This window comes from Agromyces sp. C10 (assembly GCF_023217995.1).
Classification (GTDB): domain Bacteria; phylum Actinomycetota; class Actinomycetes; order Actinomycetales; family Microbacteriaceae; genus Agromyces; species Agromyces indicus.
In genome coordinates this window covers 26,205-45,156 of sequence record NZ_JALPSX010000009.1, presented here as the reverse complement: position 1 = coordinate 45,156, position 18,952 = coordinate 26,205, and the positions used below count along the sequence as shown (strand labels likewise).

The window sequence follows — 18,952 nt, the reverse complement described above, 5'->3', positions numbered from 1 at the left end:
CCCCCCGATGCCCCGCACCTACGTCATCACCGGAGCCGCGAGCGGCATCGGCCTGGCCACCGCCGACCTGCTCGTCGAACGCGGTCATCGCGTCATCGGCGTCGACCTCGCCGGCTCGGACGTGAACGTCGACCTCGCGTCGGCGACGGGCCGGGCCGAGCTCGTCGAGCGCGTGCGCGAACTGAGCGGCGGCACGATCGACGCGGTGATCGCCAACGCGGGCCTCGCCACGCCCACCGCCGCGACGGTGGCCGTGAACTACTTCGGCGCGGTCGCCACGCTCGAGGGGCTGCGCCCGCTGCTCGCCGGGTCCCCCGCACCCCGGGCGGTCGCCACCGTGTCGATGGCCTCCCTGTTCCCCACCGACGACGCGCTCATGGAGGCCCTGCTCGCCGGGGACGAGGAGGCGGCCATGGCGCGCGGCGCCGAGCTCGAGGCATCCGCCCCCGAGGTCGCGAACCGGATCTACGCGACCACGAAGGCGGCGCTGTCCCGCTGGATCCGCCGCAACGCCGCGACCCCCGAGTGGGCCGGCGCCGGGATCCCGCTGAACGCGATCGCCCCGGGCGTCGTGGTCACACCCATGACCGAGCAGTTCACGGGCACTGAGGAGGCGCGGAGGGCGATCCTCGAGATGGTGCCCATGCCGCTCGGCGGGATCTTCGAGCCCCGCGATGCGGCCTACCTGCTGGCGTGGCTCACGAGCGAGGAGAACGGCCACCTCTGCGGTCAGGTCGTGTTCATCGACGGCGGCTCCGACGTCGTCCTCCGCGGCGACTCCACCTGGTGATCAGGCGCGGTCGGGGCGGTCGGCGTCGTCCGGTCCCTCCGTCCCGTCCTGCTCCCACCTCGTGCCTTCGAGGTCGCCGCGCAGGGTGCCCGTCACCTCGTCGACGGCCGCACCGACCGTCGGCGCGAACCGGTCGGGCGTGAATCGCCGCGTCAGGCCGTAGTCGCGCAGCACGTCCACCACCGGGTCCTTCATCTCGGCGATGACGAGACGGATGCCGCGGGCGGCGAGCCACTCGTCGAGCTCGACGAGTTCGTCGGCCGCGGTCGTGTCGACGTCGGTGATGGGTTCGGCGGCGAGGATGACGGTGCGGATGCCGGGCCCGGCGGCCTCGACGCGCGAGCGCACGAAATCGTCGAAGAGCCCGCCGTTCGCGAAGAACAGCGGGGCGTCGAATCGAACGATGACCACGCCGGGGATGCGCTTGCCCTCCGGGTACCGCGACAGGTCGTGGTAGCCGCGCAGTCCCGACACGCGGCCGAGCTCCGCACGGTACGGGCGCCACGACTGGTTCACGAACGCCAGCAGCGAGAGCCCGATCGTCACCGCGATGCCCTCGAGCACGCCGAACGCGAAGACGCCCACGAACGCGGCCGCCGACAGTGCGGCATCCACCCGGTCCATGCGCACGAGCCGGAGGAACCCGCGGACGTCGATCAGGCGCGACGCGGCGAAGATCACGACCGCCGCGAGCGTCGCGGACGGCAGGAACTCGGTGAGGCCCGGTGCGAGGAGCATGAACGCCACGAGCAGGACCGCCCCGACCACCCCGGTCAGCTGCGACTTCGACCCGGCCTGCTCGGCGACGGGGGTGCGCGACGACGACGCGGTGATCGGGAAGCCGCCGAACACGCCCGCCGCGAGGTTCGCGGTGCCGATCGCGCCCATCTCGCGGCTGCCGCTCACGGTCTCCCCGCGCCTGGCCGCGAGCGTGCGCGAGAGCACGCCCGCGTCGGCGAACGCCACGAGCGCGATGCCCGCCGCCGGCAGCGCCAGCGCCGCGACATCCGCCCACTGCAGGCCGCCGAGCGCGGGCGCGGGCAGGCCCTGCGGCAGCGCGCCGACCACCGGCAGCTCGTCCGAGAGGCCGAGCAGGGCGGTGAGCGCCATGGCGGCGACGACGGCCGCGAGCACGCCCGGGACCGGCGACTTCACGAGCGTGAGCGCCACGATCACCGCGAGCGAACCCAGTCCGAACGCGAGCGGCAGCCACTGCACCTCGCCGTCGGCGACGCCGATCCAGATCCCGGCGATCTCGCCGATGGGCGAGTCGGCGTCGGTGGAGAACCCGAGCAGCGTCGGGACCTGGGAGATGATCACGATCAACGCGATCGCGTTGAGGTACCCGACGCGGATCGGCTTGGACAGCAGGTCGGTCACGAACCCGAGGCGGAGTACGCCGCCGAGGAGCAGGATGGCGCCGACCATGATGGCGAGCAGCCCGGCGAGCGCGACGGCGCGATCGTCGTCGCCGAGCGCGAGCGGCACGATCGCGGCCGCGATGATCGGGCCGAGCGCCGAGTCCGGACCGAGCACCAGGATCCGCGACGGCCCCACGAGGGCGTACGCGATCAGCGGCATGATGGTCGCGTAGAGCCCGGTCTCGGGCGGCAGCCCGGCGACCTGCGCATAGCCCATGCCGGCCGGGATGAGCAGCGCGGTGACGACGATGCCGGCTCGCAAGTCGGGCCACAGCCACTCGCGTCGGTAGTGCCGCGCGGTCACGATGCCGGGCGGCATCCAGCGCGGCATCCGCTCAGCCACCGCGCGTCCGCTCCACCTTCTGCCAGATCGGCGGATGCGGGAGCCGGTTCTCGCGGTAGAGCCGCTCGGAGAAGCCGGCCCACACGATGAGGGCCGCGCCGGCGCCGACGAGCACGCCGCCCACGACGTCCGACACCCAGTGCGCGCCGAGGTACATGCGGCTCGCCATCATCAGCAGCGTGTAGACGCCGCCCGCGATCCAGACCCACGTCCGCAGGAAGATCAGGCCGAGCGCCATCGCGATGACCGCGGCGTTCGAGGCGTGTCCGGACGGGAACGACCCGAAGTCGGGGTGCACGAGGATGTCCTCCGGTCGCACGCGTCCGACGGTGACCTTGACGAGTTGCGTGACGAGGCCGCTCGCGGCGACGGCCGCGACGAAGAAGCCCGCCGCCCACGGCCGTCGCCACAGCAGCAACCCGATCACGACCACGGCCGGGACCACGAAGCTCGAGACGCGTCCGCTGCCGAGGAAGTCGAACGCCGCGGCCACGGCGGTCACGCCCGGCGTGCGGATCGCGACGATCGCGCTCATGAGCGCCGACTCGAACTGGAACGGCTCGCGGGCCTGGTTCACGACGATGACCGCGCCCAGCGCGGCGACGAGGGCGAGCGCGATGAGCCCCGTCCACATCCACGGCCGGCGACTGACCCGCACGGGTGCCGGCGCGTGGTGCACGGCCAGCGAAGGCCCCTCCTCCGAAGCGGATGCCGCGCCCGCGGCGGGCCCGGACGTGGACTCGCCGTCGTGCTCAGCGTTCATCGCGCCCCCACGCCTCGGGTCGCGCGTCGGAGGCCTCGACCTGCTCCTGGGACCCGACGCGGACGGTGCGCCACGTGTCGACCGCGATGACGATGCCGAGCACCACCAGCGAGAGCATGATCGACCCGAGGGCGTCGGTCGGCCAGTGGTAGCCGAGGTAGATGCGGCACGCGGCGGTGAGGAGCACGACGAACGCCGCCGCCGCGAACGCGAGCACCGTGATGAGCGGGCGCCGGTGGCGGGAGAAGACGAGGTAGGTACCGATGAAGAAGAAGTCGGCGACGCCCATGACGTGCCCGGACGGGAAGGAGGACGTCGGGTCGTAGCCCATCATCATGTCGGCTGCCGGGGGCCGGTCCCTCGCGATGATCGGTGCGAGGAGCTGCACCATGATCACGCCGAGGATCATGCCGCCCGCGAGCAGGACGGGGCGCCACGCGTGCTTGGCGAGCACGCCCCAGGTGACGGTCGTCACCAGGATGATGATGGGCATCGCGACGGGGCCGAAGACGATCGCGAGCACGATCATGACCGTCGTGAGCCAGCCGTCGCGCCCCGACTCGATCCACTGCTCGATCGGCGCGTCGATGAACGACAGGTCGTCGGCCTCGAGGACCGAGTCGAGCACGATGAGGAAGCCGACGAGGCCCACGACCACGAGCGCCGCCGCCACGAGGTAGAGGTTGCGCTTGCCGCCGGGCGAGACGTAGCGCTCCTCGACCATGAACCGCTCGTGGAAGCGGCGCAGGCGCCCCTGCTTCCGTTCCTCGGCAGCGGATGCCGCGGGGTCGCCGCCGGTCGTGGCGTCGGTCTCCGACTTCGAACTCATGCAGACACGTTACGTGTCGCGCTCGACCGGCGCGATGTCCTCGCGGTGGTCGTCCTCGCCTCCCGGGGGGAAGTCGTGCCGGTCGGGCCGGCGGCTGAGGTAGAGCACGCTCACGGTGAACCCGCCCCAGACGAGCACGATGGCGAGTACGAGGAAGAAGATCGCGATGCCGGTCATCGACGGCCTCCCTTCGCCGGCGCGGCCGCATGGTGCGGCGGCGTGTGGTCGGGCAGCGGCGGCCACGCCCGGAAGTCGTCGGGGTCCTGACGCCATCGCAGCACGGTGAGGAGCACCGCGCCCAGCACGATCACCGCGATGGCGCCCCAGCCGAGCGCGAGCAGGTACCACTGCGGGTAGTCGGCGTAGCCGTCGACGATGAGCGAGACGATGCGCGAGATGAGCATGTACCCGAGGATCACCGGGGCGAGGATGCCCGCGAGCACGGTCCAGATGCCGCCCACGCGGAAGGTCGACACGCTGTTCAGGTGGTAGCGCAGCTCCGGGCCCTTCCGCAGCACCCAGAACGCGAAGACGCTCGCGAGGATCGCGGACAGGACGATGCCGATGTTGTTCGCCCAGTTGTCGACGGTGTCGAGCGCGAGCAGTCCCGTGGTGGTCGAGAAGAGCAGGATCGACAGCACCGCGGCGACCACGCCCACCCGCACGGCCGCCTGCCGCGGCGTCAGCCCGAACTTCTCCTGGAAGCCCGCGGACACGACCTGCAGCACCGACAGCAGCGACGTGAACCCGGCCATCGCGAGCGACCCGAAGAAGAGGATGCCGAAGATGGGCCCGCCCGGCATCTGCGAGACGATCGCCGGGAAGGTGATGAACGACAGCCCCACACCCGTGAGGCCCTCGAGCTCGCCGACCGCGACGCCCTGCTGGAACGCGAAGAAGCCCAGCGTCGCGAAGACGCCGATGCCCGCGAGGATCTCGAACGACGAGTTCGCGAACGCCACGACGAGGCCCGGCGTGGTGAGGTTCGACCGACGGCGACGGTACGACGCGTAGGTGATCATGATGCCGAACGCGATCGAGAGCGAGAAGAAGATCTGGCTGTACGCGGCGATCCACACGTTCGGGTCGGCGAGCGCGGCGAAGTCGGGCGTGAACAGGGCGTTCAGGCCCTCGGCGGCGCCGTCGAGGAACAGCGCGCGCACGACCAGCGCCGCGAACGCCACCACGAGCAGGGGCAGGAAGATCACGTTGACGCGCTGGACGCCGCGGGCGACGCCGAGCGCGAGCACCACGATCACGGCGACCCAGATGAGGACGAGCGGGATGAGCACGCTCGGCACGAACGACAGGCTGAAACCCGGGTCGCTCGCCTGCAGGTAGTCCCCGACGAGGAAGCCCGCGGGATCGTCGCCCCAGCGGAGGTCGAACGAGAAGACGAAGTAGCTGAGCGCCCACGCGATCACGACCGTGTAGTACAGCGAGATCACGAAGCAGATGGCGACCTGGAACCATCCCAGCGCCTCGAGCGAGCGCCCGCGCGGGCCGCCCAGGCGCCGGAACGCGGTCGGTGCGGATCCCCGGAAGCGGTGCCCGATCGCGTAGTCGAGGAAGAGGATCGGGATGCCCGCCGTGATGAGCGCCACGAGGTACGGGATGACGAACGCGCCGCCGCCGTTCTCGTACGCCACGCCGGGGAACCGCCAGATGTTGCCGAGGCCGACCGCCGAGCCGATGGCCGCCAGGATGAACCCCACCTGGCCGGTCCACTGCTCCCGAGGTTGCCGATGCTGTCCATGCTGCTCGACGCCCGCTTGTGACATCGCACCTCCCGAGGCTCGCGACTGGCTGCCTGCACCGTACCAAGGGCGGGGCGGATGCCGCAGCATCCGTTCACCGACGCGGCGGCGGCGTCAGACGAGGTCGGCGGCGACGAGGCGACCGGACGCCAGGGCCTCGCGGAAGGTCGCGTAGTCGCGCTCGTTCTGGTCGGCGTAGTCGATCGCGAACTCCGCGATGGCGCGGTCGAACCGGTCGGACCCGCCGAGGTAGGCGGCGATCGCGACGCGGTCCCCGGCACGCGCGTGCGCCCGCGCCAGGGTCTCGCCGCAGGCACGGGCGTAGAGCTCGGCGCCACGGGGCAGCATCACCTCGACGTCGGCGGAGCCCTTCCAGTCGTTGAGCTGGCGCAGGTAGAAGTCGCGCTCGACGCCGTCGGGCGCGACGATGCGCTGCCAGCCGAGGAACAGGTCGCTCGCCGCCTGCATGAGTCGTTGGCCGCGTACGACGCGTTCGCCGTGGTGGTCGTAGCGGCTGGGGGGCAGGAAGCGTTCGAGCACCGACGCCTCGGCCTGCTTCGCCTGCAGGATGAGCGGGTCCTGGTCGTCGCGCCCGCGGAGCAGGACGATCCACGCGCGCGTGCCGACGCTGCCGACCCCGACGACCTTGCGCGCCAGGTGGACGTAGCGGAACTCCTCGATCGGGTGCCGCTCGAGGGGCAGCGTCGACCGATACTCGGCGAGCATCTGCCGCATCCAGTCCTCGACGGCCTCGCCCGTGCCGGGCTCGAGGCCGAGGTCCTCGATCGCGACGATGAGCGGCGGTTCCGACCGGATCCGCATGCGGCCGTCGTCGACCTCCACGAGCTTGGTGAACACGCGCACGCTGTCCCGCGTCCGCGCCTTCGCGAGGGCGGCCTGCGTCCGCTTGACCTGCTTGCTGCCGACCCGGTTCGCCTCGCGCTCCTCGCGGATCCCCTGCACCATGCGGTCGGCGTCGAGCCGATCGTACCAGGCGGCGAGCACACCCGAACTGGCCGCCCGTCGCATCCGCTCGCGATACCCGGCGACCGCCTCGAGGACGACGCGACGGCGCTCGACCGCCGAGTAGCCGCGGTGGCGACCGGCGATCTCGAAGCTCGCCGCGAGCCGCTTGACGTCCCACTCCCAAGGGCCGGGCAGGGTCTCGTCGAAGTCGTTGATGTCGAAGATCAGGTCCCGCTCGGGCGTGGCGAACACGCCGAAGTTCGACAGGTGCGCGTCGCCGCAGATCTGCGCGGTCAGCCCGGATGCGGGGGTTCCGGCGAGGTCCGACGCCATGATCAGCGCGGCACCGCGGTAGAACGTGAACGGCGAGACGGCCATGCGGGCGTAGCGGATGGGGACCAGCTCGGGCACGCGCGTGACCGCCTGCTCCTCGAGGAGGGCGACCGGGTCCGGCCGGTCGGTGGGCGGCGTCCAGCCGGCGTGCGACGATCTCGGCGCGCGTCGCCGCGCCGACCGTCCCGCCTCGGCGCGCGCGGCGAAGTCGTCGCGGGGTGCCGGATCGAATGCGACATCCGCCTCGGTCATCGTGATTCCTCCGTCACCTCGGTCGCGCGCGCCCGCGACGACGGTCGTACGGGTCGTTCGCTCGGGATGTTCCTCGAGAACAGCAGCGCGGCGAGCGCGATCGCGATCAGTCCCACGAACGCGACGCGGAGCGCCTGCACCTGCGACTCGCCGTACGTCTGGGTCAGCGCCTCCGCGTCGTCCTCCGAGAGCCCCGCGTCCTCGGCGATCTGCTGCACCGACGACGCCGGCACGAGCTCGACACCGCCCGCGGTGGCCGTCGCGACCTCCTGCTTGACGTCGTCGGGAAGCGCGCTCGAGGCGACGCCCCCGGCGAACGCGGTCGCCAGCGCGCCGATCAGGATGGAGCCGATGAGCGCGGTGCCGAGCGAGGAGCCGAGGTTCTGGAAGACGCCCTGCATGCCGCCCACCTCGCTCGACTTCTCGACGCCGACGCTCGACATGTTGACGTTGCCGAGCTGGGAGGCGAGCAGCCCGAGGGCCGCACCCGCCGTGAACATGCCGATCCCGAACGCGGGCACCTTGAGCTCGACGTCGACCGAGGCGAGCAGCACCACGGCGGATGCCGCGAGCACGAGCTGCCCGATCCGGACGATGGTGCGCGGCGACCACACGTTCGAGAGCCGCGTGCCGGCGAACGAGAACAGGATCAGCGAGATCGACAGCGGGAAGATCCGCAGGCCCGTCTCGAGCGCGTCGAGTCCGAGCGTCATCTGCAGGTACACGGGGATCATGAAGAACAGGCCCGCGGTGACGGCGTACTGGGCGCCGAGCGCACCGAGCCCGCTCCGAAGCCGCGGGATCGACAGCAGGGTCACGTCGAGCAGCGGCGGACGGCCCGCCTCGACGAGCCGGCGCTGGCGCCGGAAGAACCACGCGATGAGCACGCCGCCGGCGAGCACGAACCACGTCGTCAGGGAGATGCCGAACGGGGCGATCGGGAAGCCGTTGATCTCGGGCGAGTCGAGCGGCAGGATCCAGCCCCAGGTCTTGCTCTGCAGGAGGCCGAGCACGATGAGCACGAGCCCCGCCGACGACAGCACGATGCTCATCAGGTCGATCCGCATGCGAACGGGCTCGTGCCGATCGATGATGCGCCGGGCGAAGAGCACGACGACCGCCATGACGACCACCTCGCCGATGAAGACGTACCGCCACGACGCGTATGTCGTCAGGTACCCGCCGATGAGCGGGCCCGCGGCGACCGCGGCACCGGATGCCGCCCCGATCATGGCGTACGCCGTGACCCGGGCGCGACCGGAGTAGTTGTCGGCGATGAGCGCCGCGATGGCGGGGATGACGAGCACCGCGCCCATCCCCTCGACCACCGACCAGCCGAGGAACAGCACCACGATGTTCGGGCTGAGGGCCGTCGTGAGCGAGCCGAGCGCGTAGACGATCGAGCCGATCACGAACGCGCGCAGCCGACCCCAGACGTCGCCGAGCTTCGCGCCGACGAGCATGAGCGCCGCCATGGTGAGCGTGTAGAAGGTGATCGCGGCCTGCATCGCCGAGACCGTCGTGTCGAGGTCGCTCACCACCTGCGAGATCGACACGTTCATGACCGTGCTGTCGAGCACCATGACGAACTGCGCCGCCGAGAGGGCGATGACGACCGTCCACGAGGTCTTCGCGGCATCCGTCGTCGTGTCGGGTGCCGGTGCCCGTGGGGCGGATGCCGCGTCAGGCGGCGGATCGGAAGGGCTCATGGTGGTATCCCTCTCGGTCGAGGACGGCGATGGTCGACTCGGGTACCTCGAGGAATACTCCCGGGAGGTCGTTCAGCGGTTCCGACACGACGACGTGCGCGTGATCGCCGAACTGCGAGAGCCGCTCCGCGTCCGGGTACATCTCACGGATCGTCGGGATGTCGGCCGAGTGGAACAGGGACCGCGACCGGCCCTGCGACGAGTAGCGGAGCGCCCAGATGGTGGCGCCGTCCGACACCGCCACGGTGCCCTGCATGGGGAAGAGGATGCCGTGCTCGCGCCCCACGCGCTCGACGTGGTCGACCGCTGCGGTGAGCCCCTTCACCGGGTCGTCGGCGAGGCCGAACGTCAGCGCCAGGTGGAAGAGGACCTCCGAGTCGGTGGTGCCCGCGACGTGGGGGTACAGCGACGGGTCGATCGCGAACGTCAGGTCCCGCTTGACCTTCGCGAACTCGCCGAGGAACCCATTGTGCATGAACAGCCAGTTCTCCCAGCGGAACGGATGGCAGTTCGTGCGCTGGATGGGCGGACCCGCGGCGGCGCGCACGTGGCTGAAGAACAGCGGGCTCTCGATCGCGCGCGCGAGCTCGCGCACGTTCTCGTCGTTCCACGCGGGCTCCGTGCTGTGGAACACCGCGGGGATGCTGCCGGCGACCGCACCGGGCGGATACCAGCCGATCCCGAAGCCATCGCCGTTCACGGTCTCGGCGCCGAGCGGGGAGTCCAACGACTGGGCCACGAGGGAATGGGTCGCGTCGAGGAGCACCGCGGACGTCCGGAGCGGCTCCCCCGAGTAGGCCAGCCACCGGCACATGGGCGTCCCTCCTGACCGCGACCTCCGCACGGGCGTCGCTGCCGGTCAGTCTCGTGCGTGGCCGGGCGCTCGGACGGGCCGAAAGTCCCCACCTCCACGAGGCGAGCGGGAGGCCGGACGGGTCACCCGTCGGTGGCGGGCTCCTCGGCCGGGGTCTCCTCGGTCGCCTCGACCTCGGCCGGCAGCGGGCACACGGCGGCCGCCGTCATCCGCTCGACCGCCTGCTCGTACGACCACGGGAGCTCGATGAGCGGCGGGGTCTCCTCGCCCGACGCCGTCGCCTTCGAGGCGATGGATGCCAGCGCGAACGCGGCCTCGCGCGCGAGCGTGCCGCCCGACGAGGAGTTGTTCAGGGCGACCACGACCGTGAGACCCGTCTCGGGTTCCGTGAAGACGGCCGTCAGGGCGCCCGTGGTGACGCCCGCGAGGCCGCGCATCGGGCCGTACTGCTGGGCGCCGATGCCCTGGGACTGCCACGCCGGCGCGTCACCGCCGAAGGGCGTCGTCGTCCAGACCTTGCGCGCCGTGTTCTCGCTGAAGAGGGTGCCGTTCGCGAACGCCTCGCTGAACCGCTTCGCCTCGTCGAGCGTCGAGTAGGCGCCGGCCGCCGTGCCGCCGATCGAGCTCGAGCGGTCCGAGACGTCCATCACGACCTCGCAGTCCCGGTTGCCGTCGGGCAGCACGCCCGCGGCGTAGCCGCCCAGCGCCCCGGTGTGGTCGGTGGCCTGAGCCGGCGGGATGCTCGTCTCGTCGAGGTCCAGCGGCTCGAAGACGTACTGGTCGACGAGATCTGCCCAGGTGCGGCCGGTGTGCTGCTCGAGCGCGGTGGCCAGCAGCATGACGCCCGTCCGCGACTCGGCCCACCCGGTGCCCGGGTCGAACCGGCGACTCGCGGCCATGCCGCTCGCGACGAGCTCGGTCGCCGGCCACACGCGCTGCGGGTTGCCGACGAAGAACCGGCTGAGCGAGGGATAGTAGTCGGCGATGCCCGACTGGTGGCGGCACAGGTGCTCGAGCGTGATCCCCCCGAGACCGGGCACGCCGCGCACCATCGTGCCGACCTGGTCGTCGAGCGCGACGACGCCGGCGTCGACGAGGCGGAGCATGAGCGCGCACGTGATCGCCCCGGTCGCGGTGGCGAGCTGGAACCGGGTGTCGGGCGTGACCTCGGGTGCGCCCTCGCCGAAGTCGACCGTGCCGACCCCGGTGGTCCACGCGCCGGCCCAGGGAGCCCACACGCCCGCGACCGCGCCGCTCGACCCGCTCAGGCGCACGGCCTCCTCGAGGGTGGCATCGAGGCGCTCGACGACCTCGGGAGCGAATTCCGCATCGACCTGGTCGTACTCGGTGATGGCCTGCGAGGGCGTCGTGCAGCCCGCGAGCAGGAGGACGGCGCAGGCGGACGCGACCGCTGCGGCGATCCTCCGCCGAACGCGACCTGCTCCTGAAGCCACCGAGCCCCCCGCCGTGTGTCCGCAGCGATTGTAACCCGCTCGACCGGCGTCGCCCTGATCGGCACGTCACGGTTCGGCCACGCCGGGGGCGCCCGGCCGCCGCACGGTGTCCCCCGAACCGGCCGCCAATCCGTCTGCGCGGGCACGCCGAACCACGACCAGCACGGCGAACGCCGCGCGACGACAAGGAGGCATCGCCATGAAGAACTCACCCAACCGCATCGCCGCGACCGTGTTCGGTGCGGTCTACGTCCTCGTCGGACTGCTCGGCTTCAGCGTCACGGGCGGCGTCGACTTCATCGCGACCGAGGGCGGCCTGCTGCTCGGCATCTTCGCGGTGAACCCGCTCCACAACATCGCGCACCTCGCCATCGGCGCCGCGCTGCTCATCGCGGGGCTCTCCAACGTCGCCGCCGCGAAGGCGACGAACACCACGGTCGGCGCCGCGTACCTGCTGCTCGGCATCGTCGGCTTCTTCATCGCCGGCACGGCGGCCAACATCCTCGCCCTCAACACCGCCGACCACTTCCTCCACCTCGCCAGCGCGATCGTGCTGCTCGGCGTCGGTCTCGGAGCCGACCGCTCCGCACGCGTGGCGACGGCCTAGGGAGCCCGCCATGACCGCACTGGCCGTGATCACGCGCAGCTGGCCGATGCTCGGCGCCCTCGGCGCGGGCCTCGTGCTCGCGGCGCTGGCGGCCGGTGCCGGGGGTGCGACGCAGGTCGCCCTGGCCGGACTCGGCATCGCCGCGCTCGGCTGGGGCGTCCTGTCGCTGCGCGCCGGGCGCGCCCTGGCCCCGCAGTCCGTGCTCGGCGCGTGCGTCGGCGCGCTGCTCGCCGCCGGCGGCGCGGTCGCCGCGGGCGCGACGACCGGCATCCCCGGCGGGCCGCTCGCCGCGGCATCCGTCTTCATCGCCACCGTCGCGCTCTCGGTCGCACTCGACCTGCGACGCCGCCGCGACCGGCGGACGGCCGCCGCGGACGCCCGGGCCTCGGCCGAGGCGCACCCCCGGCTCGGGCTCATCGGGCTCGCGGTCGGCGCCGCGCTCGTGTCAGCCCTCGCCACGCCCGCGCTCGCGGCCACCGAAGCCGGCGAACTCGCCGTGCCCCACGGAGAGCACGGCGCCCACGACCCGGGTCACCGACACTGACCCGCTCCGACGGCGGCCGGGGGTGCGTGGCGATGACGCCCCCGGCCGCTCCTTCGTGTCAGCCCGCCCGCGTCGAGCCGCGGCTCAGGCGGGCAGCTCGTCGGCCGTGCCCAGGTCGCGCGCCGCGCCCGACATGAAGCGCTCCACGTCGCGGTCGACGATGATGTCGCGCGGCACGAGCGGGCGGGCCAGGTACAGCCCCTCGAGCGAGGTCAGCCGCGACAGCGCCACATACGTCTGCCCCGGGCTGAAGACGCGCGACCCCAGGTCGACGATGGCGGTGTCGTAGCTCGCGCCCTGCGACTTGTGGATCGTCACCGCCCAGGCGAGCCGCAGCGGGAACTGCGTGAACTCGGCGACGATCTCGCGCTCGAGCTTCTTCGCCACCGGATCCCACGTGTAGCGGTACTTCTCCCAGGTCGCCGGCTCGACCTCGTGCTCCTCGCCGTCGACCTCGACGCGCACCTCGCGGTCGAGCGACGTGACCGTGCCGATGGTGCCGTTCACCCACCGCGGCGCCTCGCCCCAGCCGCCGGTGTCGTTGCGCAGGAACATCACCTGCGCGCCCACCTTCAGCTCGAGCTTCTCGTCGGCCGGGTAGCCGCGGCCGCCGAACTCCCCGTTCACGTCGGCCTCGTTGGCGAGGGAGTGCCCGGGCAGCCGGTGCAGCGCCGTGCGGTTGATGCGGTTCACCGTCTCGTTCGTGGTCGCGAGCGTGATGGCGCCCTGCTCGGGCAGCGGACGCCGCGCGCCCGTGTCGTTCAGCACGCCGGCGATCTCGGCCGTCACCATGCCGTGCCGCACCGCGTTGAGCATGTGCTTGAAGGCGTCGTCGTGCTGCCGGTGGATCTCGCCCAGCTCGAAGATGCGCAGGTCGGCCTCCTGCCACACCTTCGCGTCGAAGAACCACATCGAGCGGTACGTGTCGGCGAAGTAGCGCCGCTCGTCGCCCGAGCCGGGCACGGGCGCGAGCTGGTACGGGTCGCCGAACAGCACGACCTGCACGCCGCCGAACGGCTCGTGCGGCCGCTGCCGGGCCTGGCGCAGCGAGCGGTCCATCGCGTCCATGAGGTCGGCGTTCACCATCGACACCTCGTCGATCACGAGCGTGTCCATCGCGTTCAGGATCTTGCGGACCGTGTCGTTCTGGTCGATCTCGGTGTCGGCGACGACGCCGATCGGCAGCCGGAACAGCGAGTGGATCGTCTGGCCGCCGACGTTCAGCGCCGCGACCCCCGTCGGCGCGCAGATCACGATCTGCTTCGACGTGTTCCAGTTCAGGTGGTTCAGCAGCGTCGACTTGCCCGTGCCCGCGCGACCGGTGACGAACACGTGCTCGCGCGTGTGCTCGATCGCCCGGAACACCGCCTGCTGCTCGGCGGTCAGGGTCACAGGCTGCACGGGTGGTCCTCCGGGGCGGGTGGGGTGACGGATGCCGCGCCGCGGGCGCCACCGCGGCGGGTCGGCGTCTTCACTGTAGACCGGCGCATCGGGCGCGGCGCCCGCCGCCGCGGCATCCGTTCACGGGCGCGTTGCGCTGTGGACAACCCGGGCGCCCGGCCGACCCTGTTTAGACTTGCCGGGTGGGGAGCTCGGGCAGACGCGGTGGGCGCCTGTCACCGGCGGCGATCGCCGGGTGGGCGGGCCTCGCGGTGCTGCTCGGCGGCGCCATGCTCGCCGCCCTCGGCGGCCTCAACCAGAGCCTCTACGGCGCGTCGGCGTTCGTGCAGCGCTACCTCGACGCGATCGCGCGCGACGACATCGTGAGCGCCGCCGCCACCCCCGGCGTCCGGCTCGATCCCGCCGACCTCGCGGGCGCCGGCCTGCCGGAGGACGTGTCGACGGCCATGCTGCGCTCGGGCGTGCTGCGGTCCGGTCCGGAGGACGTGCGGGTGCTCGGCGACGAGCCCTCCGGCGACCAGGGCGCGCGCACGGTCACCGTGAGCTACCGGCTCGAGTCGTCGATCGTCGAGACGACGTTCGAGGTGAAGCCGATCGAACCGCTCTACGGCGTGCTCAACCGGTGGGAGTTCGCCACGAGCCCGCTCACCGTCGTGCAGGTCACGGCGGCGCACAGCCCCATGTTCACCGTGGGCTCGCTCACGCTCGACACGCGCGCCAACAAGACCGGCGACGAGCTGCTGGCGTTCACGCACCAGGCGCCGTACCTCGCCGTCGCGCCCGCCGTCTACGAGTTCGGGTACGAGTCGACGCTGCTCGAGGCCGTCCCGACCCCGCTCGCCACCACGCCCGGCACGCCCGCCGAGGTGCGGGTCGACGCGCTCCCCACCGACGAGTTCGTCGAGCGCGTGCAGGCGAAGGTCGACGAGTACCTGATCGACCAGTGCGCGACCCAGCCCGTGCTCAAGCCGGCCGGCTGCCCGTTCGGCGTCGACGTCGACGACCGCGTGGTGACCGAACCGGTCTGGACCATCGTCGAATCGCCCGCGGTGACGCTCGTGCCCGGCGAGGCCGCGTTCGAGATGCCGCCCACGCCCGGCGTCGCCCGGGTCGCGTTCGAGGCGCAGTCGCTGTTCGACGGCACCTTCTACAACTTCGAGCAGGACGAGGGCTTCATGCTCGCGCTCGAGGCCCGCGTCCGCTCCGACGGCTCCATCGCGATCCAGCTCAAGTAGCGCCGGGGCCGGCCAGTCGCTCGAGGGCGGATGCCGCGGTCGCGGCGATCTCGTCCACCCCGCCGGTCACGCCCACGCGCACCGCCCGCTCGTCGGCATCCGGCGCCTCGTACGCGTCGAGTTGCGACGCGAGCAGGGTCGCGGGCATGAAGTGCCCGACCCGCCCGCCGATGCGCTCGCGGAGCAGCGCCTCGTCTCCCTCGAGCGCGACGAACGCCGTGTCGGGCGCCGCGGCCCGCAACCGATCGCGATGGGCGCGGCGCAACGACGAGCACGCGACCACGATGCCCGGCGCGCGCGCATCGGCGAGCGCGGCACCGACGAGGTCGAGCCACGGCATCCGCTCCGCATCGGTCAGGGCCCGGCCCGCGCGCATCCGCTCGACGTTCGCCGGCGGGTGCAGGTGGTCGGCGTCGACGAAGTCGAGTCCCAGCCGATCGGCGAGCGCGACGCCCACGCTCGTCTTGCCCGCGCCCGCGACGCCCATGACGACGATGCGGCGGACCGGCTCGGTCGCGGGACCCTCAGCCGGCGGCATCCGTCACTCGCCCTTGCCGTCGCGTACGGCGAGCGCGGCCAGCTGCGCGTTGTACGACTCGAGCTCGGCCTCGTTGGTGCGTTCGGCGTGGCGGTCGCGGCGCCTGGTCTCCTTGGCGTCGCTGCGCGCCCACTGGATGGCGACCGTGATCGCGAGCGCCACGGTGGGGATCTCGCCGATCGACCAGGCGATGCCGCCGCCGAGCTGCTGGTCGGCGAGCGCGTCGGTGCCCCAGCCCATCGCGCCGTACCAGTCGGCGAGCAGCAGGCCCGAGCTCATCATGATCGACAGGCCGAAGAACGCGTGGAACGCCATCGTGCCGAGCAGCAGCACGAGCCGGAACGGGTACGGCAGGCGGTACGGCACCGGATCGATGCCGATGAGCGACTGCACGAAGAGGTAGCCGGTGATGAGGAAGTGCGCCACCATCCAGGTGTGGCCGATGTGGTCCTCCATGGTCCACCGGAACAGCGGCGAGTAGTAGAACACCCACAGCGACCCCGCGAAGAGCACGGCCGCGACGATCGGGTTGGCGATGATGCCCGCGAACTTCGAGTGCACCGCGAGCAGGATCCACTCGCGACCGCCGCGGCTGCCGTCCTTGCGCGGCCGGATGGCGCGGGCCGCGAGCGTCACGGGCGCGCCCGGGACGAGCAGCACGGGCACCGCCATGGTGAGGATCATGTGCGCGAGCATGTGCGCCGAGAACAGGTACTCCTCGTACGCGCTCACGCCGCCGCTCGTCACCCAGGCCAGCAGCAGCATGCCCGCGACCCACAGCACCGTGCGGTACACGGGCCAGGCGTCGCCGCGGCGGCGCAGGCGGAGCACGCCGGCGACGTAGAAGAAGATGCCGAAGCCGCACGCGAGCAGCCAGAGCAGGTCGGGGCTCCACTCGGTGAGGTAGCGGATGGCGTCCGGCGGCGGCGGCAGGGGCTCGCCGGTCAGCAGCTCGGCGGGCGTCCGCGCGAGGCCGCCCGACGTCTCCTCGGCGACCGGGGTGGCGGTGCGCGCGAGCGCGGCCGCGACGCCCGACGCGACGCCCATGAACGCGAGCTCGACGACGACGAGCAGCCAGAAGGTGCGGTTGACGGATGCCTCGGGGCGGGCCACCTGCGCCGAGCCCGGTCGCAGCATCCGCCCGATCATCACGCGCCGCTGCGCCGCGCCGAAGAGGCCCAGGGCGACGAGTGCCGCGACCTTGCCGATGACGAGGAGGCCGTAGTCGCTCATCAGCTGGTCCCACGTGCCGATGCGCAGCGCGGCGCTCGCATACCCGGAGACCGCGACGACGATGAAGCAGACCAGCGCGACGGTCGAGTACCGGGCGAGCACGATCGGCAGGCGGTCGCCCGTGAGCCGCGACTTCAGCACCACGAGCGTGAGCAGCCCGCCGAGCCAGGCGGCGACGAACACGAGGTGCAGGCCGAGCGCGGTGACCGCCTCGGAGTGGCCCGCGGTGCCCGCCGCGTGTCCCTGCTGGGCCATCGGCACGAGCGCCACCACCGCGAGCGCGGTCACGAACACCAGCGCCGTGTGGTTGCGCACGGCGAAGCAGAGCACCGTGACGGCCGCCGCGACGAGGGTCGTCGTGAGCCACGCCCGCCCCAGCTCGATCGAGGTGGCGAACTGGCCGAGCTGCGCGCCGAACCGGTCGCTCAGCTCGAACGGCGCGCCGGTCACGAGCAGGAAGGTGAGCACGCCGGTCGCGGCGCTCGCGACGGTGAGCACGGCAGCGGATGCCGCGGCCACGTCGAGCGCGAGGTCGAACTCGCGCTGCTTCGGGCTCAGCGCCCACACCGCGAGGACCAGCGCGCCGATCATGCCGGCGGCGCCGAGGTTCACGAACAGCTTCGCCGTGGGGACGCCCCAGCGCGCCACCGGGCCGGGGTCCTGGATCGGGTACGGGTCCGCTCCCCCGCCGAACGCCAGCCCGGCGATCATCGCGGCGAGCGCGACGGCGACGAGGGCGGCGGGGCCGAGCACGCGGACGGAACGGGTCACCGTACGAGCCTACGTCTCGCGGGCTGGGAAGCGCCTCGCCGGGCGCTCCGCCCGCGCCGCGGCATCCGCTCGCACCCGGTGCCGCCGCCTCGGCGGCGCCGGACGCGCGAGGGCGCCGAGTGCGCGGATGCGCGACGAGTGCGCGGCGCCTGCAGCGCGCGCTCGTCGCGGTTCCGCGCACTCGGCGGCGACGGCGGCGGTGCGGCGCGACGCCGCCGCCGCGGGTACGCCGAAGGGGCGCACCGGATGGAACCGGGCGCCCCTTCGGGAGTCTCGGAGTGCGTCGTCGGACGCGCGCGAGTTACTTCGCGGCGGCCTTGAGCTTCGAGCCCGCGGTGACCTTGACCGAGTTGCCGGCGGCGATCTGGATGGTCTCGCCGGTCTGCGGGTTGCGGCCGGTGCGCGCGGCACGGTGGGTGCGCTCGACGGCGAGCCAGCCCGGGATGGAGACCTTGGTGCCCGAGCCGACCGAGTCGGCCAGCGCGTCGAAGAACCCGTTCAGCACGGAGTCGACGGTGCTCTGGCTCTGGTTCGTCGCCGCAGCGATCTTGGCAACGAGCTCGGACTTGTTGAGCGACTTGTCAGCCATTGAATGTCCTCCTCGGACCTTCGCTGTGTGTCTACAGCTGTCGTGTGGATACGCGGAGTCGACCTTCGATCGCCCCCGTGGCCGTTCAGGCCGCCTCGAATGTAGCAGAGTCCCGCGGAAACACGCGGATTTCCGGGGTTTCGCGGGTGGTTCGGGCGGGGGTTGACGGATGTCGCCGAAGCGGTGCGTACTCGACGAGGGGCACGGCGACCCGTCGGCGGGCGAGCGCAGACGACGAGAGGGGCGCCCCGGATGATCCGGGACGCCCCTCTCGGAAGCGGATGCCGCTCGGGCTTACCAGCTCGACTTGGTGATGCCGGGCAGCTCGCCGCGGTGCGCCATGTCGCGGAAGCGGACGCGCGAGATGCCGAACTTCGAGAGGTTGCCGCGGGGGCGACCGTCGATGGCGTCACGCGAGCGCACACGGACCGGCGAAGCGTTGCGGGGCAGCTTCTGCAGGCCGATGCGGGCGGCCTCGCGGGCCTCCTCGGTGGCGTTCGGGTCGACGAGCGTCTTCTTCAGCTCGGCGCGCTTCGCCGCGTAGCGGTCGACGACCGCCTTGCGCTGCTCGTTGCGCGCGATCTTGCTCTTCTTGGCCATGTC

General features: G+C 72.3%; 18 protein-coding genes. 4 read left to right on the top strand and 14 right to left on the bottom strand.

Features of this window, described 5'->3' with window-relative positions:
- The first annotated feature begins 7 nt into the window (after window positions 1–7).
- On the top strand, window positions 8–790 hold the full coding sequence (locus M1L56_RS11355) for an SDR family oxidoreductase (protein WP_067949774.1): 783 nt from the start codon (window positions 8–10) through the stop codon (window positions 788–790).
- Here the strand turns inward: M1L56_RS11355 and M1L56_RS11350 are convergent, their stop codons facing one another.
- From M1L56_RS11350 to M1L56_RS11310, 9 genes are all read right to left on the bottom strand, one after another.
- Entirely contained in the window at window positions 791–2,554 is a 1,764-nt protein-coding gene (locus M1L56_RS11350; protein WP_308198857.1) for a SulP family inorganic anion transporter, read from the bottom strand. It abuts the gene before it with no gap.
- Window positions 2,547–3,317, bottom strand: coding sequence for a phosphatase PAP2 family protein (locus M1L56_RS11345; protein ID WP_248599305.1), 771 nt, complete (start codon window positions 3,315–3,317; stop codon window positions 2,547–2,549). The genes M1L56_RS11350 and M1L56_RS11345 overlap by 8 nt, the downstream gene beginning before the upstream one ends.
- Window positions 3,307–4,146, bottom strand: coding sequence for a phosphatase PAP2 family protein (locus tag M1L56_RS11340; RefSeq protein WP_248599304.1), 840 nt, complete (start codon window positions 4,144–4,146; stop codon window positions 3,307–3,309). The genes M1L56_RS11345 and M1L56_RS11340 overlap by 11 nt, the downstream gene beginning before the upstream one ends.
- Before the next feature lie 9 nt (window positions 4,147–4,155).
- Entirely contained in the window at window positions 4,156–4,323 is a 168-nt protein-coding gene (locus tag M1L56_RS11335) for a methionine/alanine import family NSS transporter small subunit (protein WP_248599303.1), read from the bottom strand.
- Complete coding sequence (locus M1L56_RS11330) at window positions 4,320–5,927, bottom strand: sodium-dependent transporter (protein ID WP_248599302.1); 1,608 nt, start codon at window positions 5,925–5,927, stop codon at window positions 4,320–4,322. The genes M1L56_RS11335 and M1L56_RS11330 overlap by 4 nt, the downstream gene beginning before the upstream one ends.
- A gap of 90 nt (window positions 5,928–6,017) precedes the next feature.
- Window positions 6,018–7,454, bottom strand: a complete 1,437-nt coding sequence (locus M1L56_RS11325; protein WP_248599301.1) for a DUF2252 domain-containing protein — start codon at window positions 7,452–7,454, stop codon at window positions 6,018–6,020.
- Complete coding sequence (locus tag M1L56_RS11320) at window positions 7,451–9,163, bottom strand: MFS transporter (protein ID WP_248599300.1); 1,713 nt, start codon at window positions 9,161–9,163, stop codon at window positions 7,451–7,453. Before M1L56_RS11320 ends, M1L56_RS11325 begins: the two co-directional genes overlap by 4 nt.
- Window positions 9,138–9,977 carry a class II glutamine amidotransferase gene (locus M1L56_RS11315; protein ID WP_248599299.1) on the bottom strand — a complete coding sequence of 280 codons (840 nt, stop codon included), beginning with the start codon at window positions 9,975–9,977 and terminating at the stop codon, window positions 9,138–9,140. The genes M1L56_RS11320 and M1L56_RS11315 overlap by 26 nt, the downstream gene beginning before the upstream one ends.
- A 122-nt stretch (window positions 9,978–10,099) precedes the next feature.
- Window positions 10,100–11,431, bottom strand: coding sequence for a serine hydrolase domain-containing protein (locus M1L56_RS11310; protein ID WP_248599298.1), 1,332 nt, complete (start codon window positions 11,429–11,431; stop codon window positions 10,100–10,102).
- Window positions 11,432–11,630: 199 nt separating this feature from the next.
- Between M1L56_RS11310 and M1L56_RS11305 the strand changes: the two genes are divergently transcribed.
- Window positions 11,631–12,038, top strand: coding sequence for a DUF4383 domain-containing protein (locus M1L56_RS11305; protein WP_248599297.1), 408 nt, complete (start codon window positions 11,631–11,633; stop codon window positions 12,036–12,038).
- Between the two features lie 10 nt (window positions 12,039–12,048).
- Entirely contained in the window at window positions 12,049–12,582 is a 534-nt protein-coding gene (locus tag M1L56_RS11300; RefSeq protein ID WP_248599296.1) for a hypothetical protein, read from the top strand.
- 84 nt (window positions 12,583–12,666) lie between these two features.
- On the opposite strand, the gene M1L56_RS11295 is transcribed toward M1L56_RS11300, so the two are convergent.
- Window positions 12,667–13,983 carry an ATP-dependent RecD-like DNA helicase gene (locus M1L56_RS11295; protein WP_067945727.1) on the bottom strand — a complete coding sequence of 439 codons (1,317 nt, stop codon included), beginning with the start codon at window positions 13,981–13,983 and terminating at the stop codon, window positions 12,667–12,669.
- Between the two features lie 182 nt (window positions 13,984–14,165).
- On the opposite strand from M1L56_RS11295, the gene M1L56_RS11290 reads away from it, so the two are divergent.
- On the top strand, window positions 14,166–15,218 hold the full coding sequence (locus M1L56_RS11290; protein ID WP_248599295.1) for a hypothetical protein: 1,053 nt from the start codon (window positions 14,166–14,168) through the stop codon (window positions 15,216–15,218).
- Here M1L56_RS11290 and M1L56_RS11285 read toward each other — a convergent pair.
- The 4 genes from M1L56_RS11285 to rpsN form a co-directional block, all read right to left on the bottom strand.
- Entirely contained in the window at window positions 15,211–15,756 is a 546-nt protein-coding gene (locus M1L56_RS11285; protein WP_248599294.1) for a gluconokinase, read from the bottom strand. The genes M1L56_RS11290 and M1L56_RS11285 overlap by 8 nt on opposite strands.
- Before the next feature lie 3 nt (window positions 15,757–15,759).
- Window positions 15,760–17,700, bottom strand: a complete 1,941-nt coding sequence (locus M1L56_RS11280) for a cytochrome c oxidase assembly protein (protein WP_282573519.1) — start codon at window positions 17,698–17,700, stop codon at window positions 15,760–15,762.
- A gap of 361 nt (window positions 17,701–18,061) precedes the next feature.
- Entirely contained in the window at window positions 18,062–18,349 is a 288-nt protein-coding gene (locus M1L56_RS11275; RefSeq protein ID WP_067945722.1) for an HU family DNA-binding protein, read from the bottom strand.
- A gap of 294 nt (window positions 18,350–18,643) precedes the next feature.
- Window positions 18,644–18,949 carry a 30S ribosomal protein S14 gene (rpsN, locus tag M1L56_RS11270; RefSeq protein ID WP_067945720.1) on the bottom strand — a complete coding sequence of 102 codons (306 nt, stop codon included), beginning with the start codon at window positions 18,947–18,949 and terminating at the stop codon, window positions 18,644–18,646.
- Window positions 18,950–18,952 lie beyond the last annotated feature (3 nt).

Bases quoted from the DNA above. Each gene is read 5' to 3' on its own strand.
- M1L56_RS11285 (WP_248599294.1), bottom strand. From the start codon at position 15,756: ATGCCGCCGGCTGAGGGTCCCGCGACCGAGCCGGTCCGCCGCATCGTC.
- M1L56_RS11330 (WP_248599302.1), bottom strand. From the start codon at position 5,927: ATGTCACAAGCGGGCGTCGAGCAGCATGGACAGCATCGGCAACCTCGG.
- M1L56_RS11340 (WP_248599304.1), bottom strand. From the start codon at position 4,146: ATGAGTTCGAAGTCGGAGACCGACGCCACGACCGGCGGCGACCCCGCG.
- M1L56_RS11315 (WP_248599299.1), bottom strand. From the start codon at position 9,977: ATGTGCCGGTGGCTGGCCTACTCGGGGGAGCCGCTCCGGACGTCCGCG.
- M1L56_RS11300 (WP_248599296.1), top strand. From the start codon at position 12,049: ATGACCGCACTGGCCGTGATCACGCGCAGCTGGCCGATGCTCGGCGCC.
- M1L56_RS11345 (WP_248599305.1), bottom strand. From the start codon at position 3,317: ATGAACGCTGAGCACGACGGCGAGTCCACGTCCGGGCCCGCCGCGGGC.
- rpsN (WP_067945720.1), bottom strand. From the start codon at position 18,949: ATGGCCAAGAAGAGCAAGATCGCGCGCAACGAGCAGCGCAAGGCGGTC.
- M1L56_RS11280 (WP_282573519.1), bottom strand. From the start codon at position 17,700: ATGATCGCCGGGCTGGCGTTCGGCGGGGGAGCGGACCCGTACCCGATC.
- M1L56_RS11335 (WP_248599303.1), bottom strand. From the start codon at position 4,323: ATGACCGGCATCGCGATCTTCTTCCTCGTACTCGCCATCGTGCTCGTC.
- M1L56_RS11275 (WP_067945722.1), bottom strand. From the start codon at position 18,349: ATGGCTGACAAGTCGCTCAACAAGTCCGAGCTCGTTGCCAAGATCGCT.
- M1L56_RS11320 (WP_248599300.1), bottom strand. From the start codon at position 9,163: ATGAGCCCTTCCGATCCGCCGCCTGACGCGGCATCCGCCCCACGGGCA.
- M1L56_RS11305 (WP_248599297.1), top strand. From the start codon at position 11,631: ATGAAGAACTCACCCAACCGCATCGCCGCGACCGTGTTCGGTGCGGTC.
- M1L56_RS11355 (WP_067949774.1), top strand. From the start codon at position 8: ATGCCCCGCACCTACGTCATCACCGGAGCCGCGAGCGGCATCGGCCTG.
- M1L56_RS11325 (WP_248599301.1), bottom strand. From the start codon at position 7,454: ATGACCGAGGCGGATGTCGCATTCGATCCGGCACCCCGCGACGACTTC.